The sequence below is a fragment of the Streptomyces sp. NPDC054847 genome (genome assembly GCF_053610925.1).
The window spans coordinates 1-11,363 of the sequence record NZ_JBSGZJ010000018.1 but is presented as its reverse complement, the minus strand read 5'-3'; the positions used below and the strand labels follow the sequence as shown (position 1 = coordinate 11,363).

The window sequence follows — 11,363 nt, the reverse complement described above, 5'->3', positions numbered from 1 at the left end:
ATGCCTGAACGGCGATCGCCGCGTCGTGCACGGCGATCGACAGACGGCCGACGCACCTGACGGTGCCATCCGCCGCGCACTGCCTCCCATCCGGACTTTAACCGTCGGTCCAGGAATCTCACCTGGTCAACCGGCCGCTGGCTGCGGACGGGTCGCGGACTGTAACCGCCGGTTCGGAATTGCACCGACCCCGGAGTGCGCTGCTGCTGATACAGGGCCAGTGTGCCACGGCCGGCGATGAGCCATGCGGGTGATGCCTGTGGACTCGCTCACATACGGGCACACGGCGTCACCCGCCGTCATGTCCGAACCTTAATGGTCCAGACCTATTGACGCACTGGTCTAGTCCTCTTAATGTCTGCGACACCTCCGCGGACCAGGCCCGCCGGTGTGCGCACACCAGGGCCAACCCCTTTGCCCCATCTGTCAGTTGTGCGAGGCCAAACCCCCCTGCGCTCCTGGCGGGCCATGCAGGGGGATCCCCACCAGGAGGAACTGATCGTGCAGTCCCCCACCCGTACCAGAGCCGGGGCGTCCCTGCTCGCAGCCGGCGCCGCCGCAGCCGCGCTGCTGGCCGGCATGCTCTCCCCCGGTGTCTCCCATGCCGCGTCGCAGGAGAACTGCCGGCCCGACGGGCTCTACACCACCCCCGGCGTCGACGTCCCGTACTGCTCGGTCTACGACACCGAGGGCCGCGAGAAGATGGGCGCGGACCACCAGCGCCGGGTCATCGGCTACTTCACAGGCTGGCGCACCGGCAAGAACGGGCAGCCTGCCTACCTCGCGTCCGACATCCCGTGGGACAAGGTCACCCACATCAACTACGCCTTCGGCCACATCGACGCGTCCAACAGGCTCTCGGTCGGCACGGACGGGGAGAAGAACGCCGCGACGGGGATGACCTGGCCGGGAGTGGCCGGGGCGGAGATGGACCCGGCTCTGCCGTACAAGGGCCACTTCAACCTGCTCAACAAGTTCAAGAAGCAGCACCCGGACGTGAAGACGCTGATCTCCGTCGGCGGCTGGGCGGAGACCGGCGGCTACTTCGACGACAACGGCGTGCGGGTGAACTCGGGCGGCTTCTACTCGATGGCCACCAACGCCGACGGCTCGGTCAACCAGGCGGGAATCAACACCTTCGCCGACTCCGCCGTCGCCTTCATCAAGAAGTACGGCTTCAACGGCGTCGACATCGACTACGAGTACCCGACCTCGATGAAGGACGCCGGCCACCCTGCCGACTTCCCCGTCTCCAACGCCCGCCGGGGCGGGCTCAACAAGGGCTACGCGGCGCTGATGAAGACCCTGCGCGAGAAGCTCGACCGGGCCGGCGCGGCGGACGGCAAGCACTACATGCTCACCGTCGCGGCGCCCTCGTCCGGCTACCTGCTGCGCGGCATGGAGACCTTCCAGGTCCAGAAGTACCTGGACTACGTCAACATCATGTCGTACGACCTGCACGGCGCGTGGAACGAGTACGTCGGCCCGAACGCCTCGCTCTTCGACGACGGCAAGGACGCCGAACTGGCCTCGGCGAACGTCTACGGCAGCGCGCAGTACGGCGGCATCGGCTACCTCAACACCGACTGGGCCTACCACTACTTCCGGGGCTCCATGCCGGCCGGCCGCATCAACATCGGCCTGCCGTACTACACCCGCGGCCACAAGAACGTGCAGGGCGGCACGGACGGCCTGTGGGGCAAGGCCGCCGCGGCCTCCTGCCCGGCCGGCTCCGGCCTCACCAAGTGCGGTGACGGCGCCGTCGGCATCGACAACCTGTGGCACGACAAGGACGACAACGGCAAGGAGTCCCCGGCGGGTTCCAACCCGATGTGGCACGCCAAGAACCTGGAGAAGGGGATCGTCGGCGACTACGTCACGCAGTACGGCTTCCCCGCGGACACCCGGCTGACCGGCGCCTACGTGCGCAAGTACGACTCCACGCTGGTCGCGCCCTGGCTGTGGAACGCCGAGAAGAAGGTCTTCCTCTCCACCGAGGACGAGCAGTCGGTGGCCGCGAAGGCGGACTACGTGGTCGACCGGGGCATCGGCGGCACGATGGTCTGGGAACTCGCGGGCGACTACGACTGGAACGCGGCGAAGGGCCAGTACGAGATCGGCGACACGCTGACCACGTCGATGTACGAGAAGTTCAAGTCGGCCGCTCCGTACGGGGCGAAGAAGTCCAACACACCGCTGCCCACCGACGCGGTCGACATCGCGGTGGACTTCACCGAGTTCAAGCTGGGCGACTCCAACTACCCGATCACGCCCAAGCTGAAGATCACCAACAACACCTCGGCCACGCTGCCCGGCGGCACGGAGTTCCAGTTCGACTACGCGACCGCCGCCCCGGCCAATGCCTCCGACCAGTCCGGCTTCGGCACCAAGGTGATCAAGAGCGATCACACCGGCGGCAACATCGGCGGCCTGAAGGGCGACTTCCACCGGGTGTCGCTGAAGCTGCCGGCCTGGCAGTCGCTGGCCCCCGGCGGCTCGGTCGAGCTGTCCTTCAACTACTACCTGCCGGTCTCGACCCCGTCGAACTGGACCGTGAACATCGCCGGCACGGCGTACGCCCTCGCCGGTGACCTGGGCCGCGGCACGAAGCTGGTCGAGCCCGGTTCCGGCTCCTCCCCCTCGCCGTCCCCGTCCCCCTCGGAGCCGGGCACGCCCGGGGCGTGCACCGCGCCGGCGTGGAACGCGACGTCCGAGTACGGGGGCGGCGTGACCGTCTCCCACAAGTCGCACCAGTGGAAGTCGAAGTGGTGGACGAAGGGCGAGGAGCCCGGTACGACCGGGGAGTGGGGCGTCTGGCAGGACCTCGGCACCTGCTGATCACCCCTCGCAGAGCAGCCCGGCGGCGGTCACCGGCCCTTGCCGCCGCCGGGCCCTTGCGCCGCCTGGCCTTGCCTCCGCGGGACCCTTCGGCGATGTCCTGGGCGCTCGCCCTCCTGGCCGCTGAGGCCGCCGGTCCGCGGCCTCTGAGCCCGCCCGCGCGAGCTACCGCGCGGGCGGCTGCCGCGCAGGCGGGATCCGGTAGACGGAGACGTGAGACCGTGACTTTGCGGTGAACGGCGGCGACGGCCCGGTCCACGTGCCTGGCTCCCCCTTCGGATCCGGCCGGCTGAGCCATGAGGTCGAGTTCGGGGCCGGCCGGATGCAGCGGTGGGAGCCGCGGCTGCCGCCGTCGGGCCCGGCGGGTCCGGGACGACGCTCCCGCCACGACCACCGGCACGGCCCCGAGGGCCGCGCGGGTCATGGTGGCGGTCAGCCGAACAGTTCCCCCCGCGCCGAATCCCCCGCCGTCAGCAGCGCGCCGCTCAGGACCGCGTCGTCGCCGAGGACGCCGGCACGGACCTGAGTGGGCAGCGGGGACAGGGTGGCCACCCGCGACTCGACGCGGGATGCCAGCGCCTCGCCGCCCGCGTGGCCGGTCTCGCCGCCGAGGACCACGCATCCGGGGTCCAGGACCGCGGCGACCGCCGCCGCGCCGAGGGCGAGGCGGTCGGCGAGGGCGTCGAGGAAGTCGCCGCGGTCCTCGGCGACGGCCGCCGCCACCGTGCGTGCCGCCGTAGGCCCCACGAGCCCGTAGCGCTCCCCCAGTTCACGGATCGCCGCCGCCCCGGCCAGCGAGTGGAAGCCGCCGGCGCAGTCGACGGCGGAGGGTATGCCCGCCGTGCCCGGCACCGGCAGGAAGCCGATCTCGCCCGCCCCGCCGGACGCCCCTCTCCTCAGCCGGCCGTCGAGGAAGATACCCGCGCCGACCCCTTGCCCCAGCCAGAGGAACGCGAAGGAGTCGCGGTCGCCCGCGGCGCCGAGGCGCTGTTCGGCCACGGCCGCGAGGTTGGTCTCGTTCTCGACGATCACCCGGGCGGGCAGCCGCTGCTGGAGTGCCGCCACCAGCATGCGGTGCCAGGCCGGCAGGCCGGTCGTGTCGCGGAGCTCACCGGTCGCCGGGTCGATGAGACCGGGCGCGCCGACGCAGACGCTGTGCAGCGCGGCGGCTCCGGCGTTCAGGGACGTGCGCTCCACCAGCGCCGCGGCACGCTGCACGACGGGACCGGGTTCGCTGTCGCCGCCGATCGGAAGGGACGCTTCGGCGAGACGCGTCCCGAGCAGGTCCGCGACGACGACCGACACGCTCTCGGTGCGCACGTCGAGCGCCGCGAGGTGTGCGCGGTCGGCGACGATCCCGTACAGGCGGGCGTTCGGTCCGCGCCGTTCGGCGCCCGCCTCGCCGACCACCCGGATGAGCCCCGAGCCCTGCAACCGCTCCACGAGGTCGGCGACGGTGGGCCGGGAGAGGCCGGTCATCGTCTTCAGCTGTCCTGCCGTCAACGGGCCCTCTTGCTGGAGGAGTTCCAGGGCGAGCCGATCGTTGATGGCCCGGGCGGTGCTCGGTGAAGCGCGCATGCCGGAATCCTTCCAGACGCATACCGTCTATTTATCAGGCAGGGTTCCTGATAGTTTACCGCTCACGTTCTCGGGGAGGGGTACACGCATGTCCAGCGCATCGAGCCGAACGGCCGTCGGGCTGCCCCAGTTGCGGCGGGCCCGCTTCGCGGTGGCCGCCGTCTTCTGTGTGCACGGCGCGGTGACCGGCAGCTTCGCGACCCGGATCCCCTGGATCCAGGACCACGCCGGGGTCAGTGCCGGTCAGCTGGGCCTCGCCCTGGCGTTCCCGGCGCTCGGGGCGTCCGTGGCCATGCCGCTGGCCGGAGCCGTCACCCACCGCTTCGGCGCGCGCACGGCGCTGCGCGGACTGCTGGCACTGTGGACCCTGAGCCTGATCCTGCCGGCGTTCGCCCCGAACCTGCTCACCCTGTGCGCGGCACTGTTCGTCTACGGCGCCACCGCCGGCATGTCCGACGTGGCGATGAACGCCCTGGGCGTGGAGGTGGAGAACCGTCTCGACCGCTCGATCATGTCGGGGCTGCACGGCATGTGGAGCGCCGGTGCGCTGATCGGCTCGGCAGGCGGCACACTCGCCGCCCACCTGGGCAGTGACGCACGCCTGCACCACACCCTGGCGGCCCTGACGCTGACCGTGCTCGGGCTGATCGCCTGTCAGGGCGTACTGGACCTGCGCAGTTCAGCCGACGAGGAGCCGCCGCCGCGGTTCGCCCTGCCGCCGAAGTCGGCGCTGATCATCGGCGCGATCGGGTTCTGCGCGGTGTTCGCGGAGGGAGCGAGCCTGGACTGGTCGGCCGTCTATCTGCGTGACGTGCTGGACACCTCGCCGGGTCTCGCGGCCGCGTCGACCACCGCGTTCGCGCTGACGATGGCGGTGGCACGGCTGGCGGGTGACCGGATCGTCGACCGTTTCGGGCCTGTGCGGACCGTGCGGGTCGGCGGGGTGCTCGCGACGATCGGCGGACTGCTCGTGGTCCTGGCACCGCATCCGGCCGTCGCGATGTGCGGCTTCGCGCTGATCGGCTTCGGCGTCGCCGTGGTCGTGCCGCTGGCCTTCGCCGCGGCCGGACGCAGCGGGCCGAACCCGAGCCAGGCGATCGCCGGTGTCGCCACCATCACCTACACCTCGGGGCTGATCGCCCCGTCGGCGATCGGCGCGGTCGCCGACGCGACGAGCCTGGTCGTGTCGTTCGGCCTGGTGACGGCGCTCGCGCTCGGTCTGGTCCTGGGCGCCGGTGTGCTGCGCTCGGCCGGGAGGGAGAGCGTGAAGGTCACTCCGCCGGCGCCAGCAGTGCACGACCCGCGGCCCTGAACCGCTCGCTCCACGGCGCGGGCCGCATGGTTTCCGGGTCCAGCCTGACGAGGACCCGGAAACCCTGTGCGTAGGTCACGGCGCCGTCCGCGGAACAGAAACGGAAGCCGTAGGTGAGGCCGGTACGGCCGAGCCTTTCCAGCCACAGGTGAACGGCGTAGTCGCCGGTCCTGTTCACGGGGCGCTCGTAGCCGATGCGCAGCTCCTTGACGGCGTTGCAGGCGTCCCCGGCCGCTGCCCAGTCGCCCTCGAAGGCGAAGCCGCGCTCCTGCCAGTACGTCACCCAGGCGCGCTCCACCATCAGCGGGTACCGGGCGTTGTGGAGCAGCCCGAGCGCGTCGAGGTCGTCGAAGTGCACGACCGCCGGGACGAGCACGCCGTGCTCGACGCCGGAGGCGAGCGGGGCGGCGGGGGTCGGAGGGGCTTGCGTGGTCACGGTCGGGGCTCCTGTGCAGTGCTGGCCGAAAACATCTCATCCTAAGCGCCCGCTCATGACTGTCAGGACCGCCCGGAAGGGGCACTACCATTACGCCGATCGTTGACGACTACACGAAGTGGAGCGGCCCGTGAACCTCGGCGTGCGCTGGACCCTGCACGGCGACGGGCGGACACCCGCTCCCGGTGCCGTCGTACGTCCCGACGAGCGGCTGTCCTGGCCGCGTACGGCGGGCCTCGGCGCCCAGCATGTGGTGGCCATGTTCGGGGCGAGCTTCGTCGCTCCGGTGCTGATGGGGCTTGACCCCAATCTCGCGATCATGATGTCCGGCGTCGCGACCGTGATCTTCCTGCTCGCGACCCGCGGCAAGGTGCCCAGCTACCTCGGCTGCTCCCTCTCCTTCGTCGGTGTGGCCGCCACCATCCGGGCCTCCGGCGGCGACAGCGCCACCGTGACCGGCGCGGTGCTGGTCGTCGGCGCCGCTCTCTTCCTCGCCGGCCTGGCCGTGCAGCGCTTCGGGGCGCGGATCATCCACGCCGCGATGCCTCCGATCGTCACCGGCGCGGTCGTCATGCTGATCGGGTTCAACCTCGCACCGGTGACCGCGTCGACGTACTGGCCGCAGGACCAGTGGACCGCGCTGCTGGTCATGCTCTTCACCGGTCTCGCCGTGGTGTGCCTGCGTGGCTTCTTCTCCCGTATCGCGATCTTCCTCGGCCTGATCTTCGGTTACGTCCTGTCCTGGGCGCTGGACCGGGTCTTCGGGAAGATCCACTCCCCCGCCGGCGGCGCGGAGGCCGTGGACCACTGGCGGCTCGACCTGTCCGGCGTCGCCAAGGCCGACTGGATCGGCCTGCCGTCGTTCCACGCGCCGAGCTTCGAGTGGTCGGCGATCCTGGTCGCCCTGCCCGTGGTGATCGCGCTCATCGCGGAGAACGCGGGACACGTCAAGGCCGTCGGTGAGATGACCGGCGAGCCCCTCGACGACAAGCTGGGCACCGCGATCGCCGCCGACGGCGCCGCCTCCATGCTGTCCACCGCCGTCGGCGGGCCCCCGAACACCACGTACTCCGAGAACATCGGCGTCATGGCCGCGACCCGCGTCTACTCCACGGCCGCCTACTGGGCCGCCGCGGGCTTCGCCCTGCTCTTCGGTCTGTGCCCCAAGTTCGGCGCGGTGGTCGCGGCGATCCCCGGGGGAGTCCTCGGCGGGATCACCGTGATCCTCTACGGCATGATCGGCCTGCTCGGCGCGCAGATCTGGATCAACGCGAAGGTGGATCTGCGCAATCCGCTGAACCTGGTGCCGGCCGCGGCGGGCATCATCATCGGCGTCGGCGGCGTCAGCCTGAAAATCACCGACACGTTCGAACTCGGCGGCATCGCGCTCGGCACGATCGTCGTCATCACCGGCTACCACGTGCTGCGCGCCTTCGCCCCGGCCCACATGAAGGAGCGGATGAAGGACGAGGAGCCGCTGCTGGACTCTGGCACTTCCTCGTACGACGCCGGTTCCCGGGCCCCCGAGCCCGTGGGGACGCCGGACGGTCCGACGACCGGCCGGTAGTCACTGCGGAAACGTCCCTCTTTCCGGGGAAGCCCCGGCCCGTCACCGCGCGGACGCGCCCGGGGCTGGGACCCTGGCCCCCATGGCGCAGACGGAACAGTTCGCGGTGCGGGCGGCCCACGGTCCTTCCCCGGTCGGGTCCGTGGTGGAGCGGATGCGCTCGCTGCGTTCCACCCTGCCCCCGGGCGACGGGGTCGCAGTGTTCAACCGGGTCTATCTCGCGGTCACGGAGGAGTTCGGCCGGCACGCCGAGGCCGGACACTTCACCGACCGGGCGGCCGCCGACGCGCTCGCCGTGCTCTTCGCCCGCCGCTATCTGGCGGCCGTGGAGGACTCGGCAGAGGGCCGGCGGCCGCCCGCGTGCTGGCGGCCGTTGCTCCAGTACCGCCGCCATCCCGGTGTACGGCCGCTGCAGTTCGCGCTCGCCGGGATCAACGCCCACATCGGGCACGACCTGGCCCTCGCCGTCGTGGACACCTGTCGTGCGCTCGGCCGTGAACCGGCCGACCTGGAAAGCGGGTTCGACCGTGTCGGCGACATCCTCGTCCAGCTTGAGGAGCACATCCGCGAGGATCTGATGCCCGGCCCCGACCTGCTCGAGATCGCCGATCCGCTGACCCACCTGGTCGGCGCGTGGAGCCTCGAACGGGCCCGCGACAGCGCCTGGTCGGCGGCACGGCTGCTGTGGGGACTGCGGGACCTGCCCGACCTGGCCGAGGAGTTCACCGAGCGTCTGGACGCCGGTGTCGGCCTGGTCGGGCGCTGTCTGCTGACGCCCTGGCGCTGAGGCCCGGCCTCAGTCCTCCGGCAGTTCGACCGGCGCGATCTCGTCGTAGAGGTCGCCCGGGCCCGGGTTGGACGGGTCGGTCGCGCCGCCGAAGTGGGCCATCACGCCCCACACGGCGTTGAGCGCGGTCTGCACGGCACCCTCGGCCCAGCCGGCCGTCCACGAGATGTCGTCACCGGCGAGGAAGATGCCGCGCTTGTCCTCGGGCAGCCGGTCCTGCATGAAGTGGGTGAACAGCCGGCGCTGGTAGCGGTAGTGGCCCGGCAGGTTGGCCTTGAACGCGCCCATGAAGTACGGCTCGTTCTCCCACGACACGGTCACCGGGTTGCCGATGATGTGGCTGCGGATGTCGACGTTCGGGTAGATCTCGCCGAGCGACTTCAGCATGACCTCCATCCGCTCGTTCGCGGACAGCGGCAGCCACTTCAGGCTGTCGTCGCACCAGGTGTACGACAAGCAGATGACGGCCGGCTTGTCCGGGCCGTTGTCCAGCAGGTACGTGCCGCGGGTCATCCGGTCGGTCAGCGTCATCGACATGCGGTCGCGTCCGGTGATCTCGTCCTTGTCCAGCCAGAACGGCCGGTCCACCGGCACGAACAGCTTGGAGGACTCCATGTAGTGGGTGCGCTCCATCGCCGTCCAGTGGTCGATGGGGAACAGCGCGTCGTCACAGGCGATCTTGGACAGCAGCATCCACGACTGGGCGGTGAAGATCGCCGCCCGGTAGGTGCGGATGTCGCCGGCCGCGTCGGTGACCGTGATGCGGTTGCCCGCCGTGCGGGACAGCCGGGTCACCGCCGGGCGGGGGGCGCCGTCGTGCAGCGACGACAGCGACGTGCCGAGCGGCCAGTGGACGATCTTCTGCGGCTCGCGCTCCCACAGGCGCAGCGGCAGCTGCTGGCTGCCCTCGACGATGCCGCGGTGGTGGTCGTCGGCCTCCGAGTAGACGACCCGCAGGATCTCCAGGATGGAGTTGGGGAAGTCGGTGTCCCAGCCGCCGGTGCCGAAGCCGACCTGGCCGAAGATCTCCCGGTGCCGGAAGGACTTGAAGGCCTCCGAGTCGCACAGGAAGCCGTAGAAGGTCTGGTTGTCGAGCTTCTCGACGAGCTTGGCCCAGATCTCGCGGATGCGCGGGACGTCGCGCTCGCGCATGGCCTGGTTCATGTCGGAGAAGTCGGCGCCCTCCTCCAGGCAGGCGTTCCAGGCGTTCATCACGTCGCGGTAGACCTGCGGCAGGTCGTCGATGGTCTCCGCGTAGTGCGACTCGCCCTTGAGGTCGACGACGGTCGACGGGGTGGAGGGGGCGAGCGGGTTGGGGAACGGCCGGGTGGTCAGGCCCACGAGGTCGATGTAGTGCTGAAGCGCCGTGGAGGAGGGCGGGAAGCGCATCGCGCCCATCTCGGCGGTCAGCTCGTCCGTCCCGGTGCCCTCGAAGCCGACGGTGCGCAGCCGGCCGCCGATCTGGTCGGCCTCGTAGACGACGGGCCTCAGGCCCATCTTCATCAGCTCGTACGCGGCGACGATGCCGGAGAGACCGCCGCCGATGACAGCGACCTCGGCGCCGTGCTCGGTCGCCGGTATCTGACCCAGGCCCGCGGGGTGCGCGAGGAAGTCGTCGTAGGCGTAGGGGAAGTCCGGACCGAACATGGTGATCGGCGGCTGCGCGTCGCTGTGCTGGACGGCGGTGGTGGGCACCGTGGACGTCATGGGGTACGGACTCCTTGCGGGGAAATGCGAAGCGGTGGGGCGGTGGGGCGGGGGCCGGCGGGCGTCAGGTCAGCGAGCCGTACAGGCCGGGCCGCCGGTCACGCAGGTACGGGTTGTTCTCGCGCGACGCGCTGAGCAGCTCGGGGTCGACCTCGCCGATGACGAGTTCCTCCCCGCGGCCGGCGCGGGTGCGCACCGTCCCGTCGGGGGCGGCGAGGCAGCTGAGGCCGACGAACTCGAACTCGCCTTCCGGGCCGGTCCTGTTGACGTACGCGACGTACATCTGGCTCTCGAAGGCGCGGACCGGGACCAGGGATTCGGCGACGAACTGGAAGGGGTGCATCTGCGCGGTGGGGACCAGCAGCAGGTCGGTGCCGGCCAGGGCGTGGGCGCGGACGTTCTCGGGGAACTCCACGTCGTAGCAGATCAGCATGCCGACGCGGATGCCGTCGAGTTCGGCCTGGACGACGGTCTCCTCGCCAGGTGTGAACCATCGCTGCTCGAAGCAGCCGAAGAGGTGCGTCTTGCGGTAGTTCGCGAGACGCCGCCCGGACGCGTCGATCAGCTGGGCGGAGTTGTGGATCGTGCCCGTGTCGCCGGCCGTGCCGCTGCCCTCGTCCGCCCGCTCGGGGTAGCCGTAGAGCACCGCGATGCCGTGGCGTACGGCGATGTCGGCGACGGCGAGCGCGCCGGGCCCGTCAGCCCGCTCGGCCAGCATCGGCACGTCGTCCCCGATCGCGTATCCGGTGAGGAACATCTCGGGGCAGACGAGCAGCCCCGCACCGGCCTCCGCGGCCCGGCCCGCGGCCTCGTCGAGCACCTTCAGGTTCTCCGCGACCGAGCCCGGACGGCCGGAACTCTGGAGCAGGGCGGTGCGCAGGGGCATGGGTGACCTCGGGCATGGGACGGGTGAACGGGAGACATCTACGAAGGTACGGTCCGGCGATCGGCCGGGACAAGGCGCGAGCGTTGCGCGCGGACGGTCGATGTGTTGCGTCGTTCCGGCCTGATCCGGCGATTCGTTGCGCGGCCGACAGCCCGTGCGGCGGGACACCCCGACAGGCCACCGTGCGTCGCGCTCCGGTCACCCCCGGCTGTCCCCGGCACCGCGCTCACCAGCGGGATCGCTCCTCGGGGC

8 protein-coding genes and 1 riboswitch are annotated in these 11,363 nt (G+C 70.9%); of the genes, 4 read left to right on the top strand and 4 right to left on the bottom strand.

The genetic code is table 11. From position 1 onward, the window contains the following. Window positions 1–72: 72 nt before the first annotated feature. Window positions 73–203, bottom strand: a riboswitch (FMN riboswitch). A 265-nt stretch (window positions 204–468) separates the two neighbouring features. Further along, window positions 469–2,838 carry a chitinase C-terminal domain-containing protein gene (locus tag ACWGH4_RS04050; RefSeq protein WP_453455291.1) on the top strand — a complete coding sequence of 790 codons (2,370 nt, stop codon included), beginning with the start codon at window positions 469–471 and terminating at the stop codon, window positions 2,836–2,838. A gap of 432 nt (window positions 2,839–3,270) precedes the next feature. On the opposite strand, the gene ACWGH4_RS04045 is transcribed toward ACWGH4_RS04050, so the two are convergent. Further along, the gene (locus tag ACWGH4_RS04045) at window positions 3,271–4,416 is read right to left on the bottom strand and encodes an ROK family transcriptional regulator (protein WP_453455289.1); all 1,146 of its coding nucleotides are present in this window, start codon (window positions 4,414–4,416) and stop codon (window positions 3,271–3,273) included. 88 nt (window positions 4,417–4,504) lie between these two features. Between ACWGH4_RS04045 and ACWGH4_RS04040 the strand changes: the two genes are divergently transcribed. Continuing rightward, window positions 4,505–5,728 (top strand): MFS transporter, encoded by a 1,224-nt coding sequence (locus tag ACWGH4_RS04040; protein WP_453455287.1) that lies wholly within the window; start codon window positions 4,505–4,507, stop codon window positions 5,726–5,728. On the opposite strand, the gene ACWGH4_RS04035 is transcribed toward ACWGH4_RS04040, so the two are convergent. Beyond that, on the bottom strand, window positions 5,688–6,164 hold the full coding sequence (locus tag ACWGH4_RS04035) for an acyl-CoA thioesterase (RefSeq protein WP_453455284.1): 477 nt from the start codon (window positions 6,162–6,164) through the stop codon (window positions 5,688–5,690). The two genes, ACWGH4_RS04040 and ACWGH4_RS04035, sit on opposite strands and share 41 nt — an antisense overlap. A 130-nt stretch (window positions 6,165–6,294) precedes the next feature. On the opposite strand from ACWGH4_RS04035, the gene ACWGH4_RS04030 reads away from it, so the two are divergent. Further along, on the top strand, window positions 6,295–7,731 hold the full coding sequence (locus tag ACWGH4_RS04030) for a uracil-xanthine permease family protein (RefSeq protein ID WP_453455281.1): 1,437 nt from the start codon (window positions 6,295–6,297) through the stop codon (window positions 7,729–7,731). Between the two features lie 82 nt (window positions 7,732–7,813). Continuing rightward, on the top strand, window positions 7,814–8,518 hold the full coding sequence (locus tag ACWGH4_RS04025; protein WP_453455278.1) for a DUF5995 family protein: 705 nt from the start codon (window positions 7,814–7,816) through the stop codon (window positions 8,516–8,518). Window positions 8,519–8,527: 9 nt separating this feature from the next. Here ACWGH4_RS04025 and ACWGH4_RS04020 read toward each other — a convergent pair whose 3' ends face one another. After that, the gene (locus ACWGH4_RS04020) at window positions 8,528–10,225 is read right to left on the bottom strand and encodes an FAD-dependent oxidoreductase (RefSeq protein ID WP_441265260.1); all 1,698 of its coding nucleotides are present in this window, start codon (window positions 10,223–10,225) and stop codon (window positions 8,528–8,530) included. 64 nt (window positions 10,226–10,289) lie between these two features. Further along, window positions 10,290–11,111, bottom strand: coding sequence for a carbon-nitrogen hydrolase family protein (locus ACWGH4_RS04015; protein WP_453455274.1), 822 nt, complete (start codon window positions 11,109–11,111; stop codon window positions 10,290–10,292). Between the last annotated feature and the right edge of the window lie 252 nt (window positions 11,112–11,363).

What these genes read in the sequence shown, in the direction of transcription:
- ACWGH4_RS04020 (WP_441265260.1), bottom strand. Translation starts at nt 10,225, where the DNA reads ATGACGTCCACGGTGCCCACCACCGCCGTCCAGCACAGCGACGCGCAG.
- ACWGH4_RS04025 (WP_453455278.1), top strand. Translation starts at nt 7,814, where the DNA reads ATGGCGCAGACGGAACAGTTCGCGGTGCGGGCGGCCCACGGTCCTTCC.
- ACWGH4_RS04040 (WP_453455287.1), top strand. Translation starts at nt 4,505, where the DNA reads ATGTCCAGCGCATCGAGCCGAACGGCCGTCGGGCTGCCCCAGTTGCGG.
- ACWGH4_RS04050 (WP_453455291.1), top strand. Translation starts at nt 469, where the DNA reads ATGCAGGGGGATCCCCACCAGGAGGAACTGATCGTGCAGTCCCCCACC.
- ACWGH4_RS04045 (WP_453455289.1), bottom strand. Translation starts at nt 4,416, where the DNA reads ATGCGCGCTTCACCGAGCACCGCCCGGGCCATCAACGATCGGCTCGCC.
- ACWGH4_RS04015 (WP_453455274.1), bottom strand. Translation starts at nt 11,111, where the DNA reads ATGCCCCTGCGCACCGCCCTGCTCCAGAGTTCCGGCCGTCCGGGCTCG.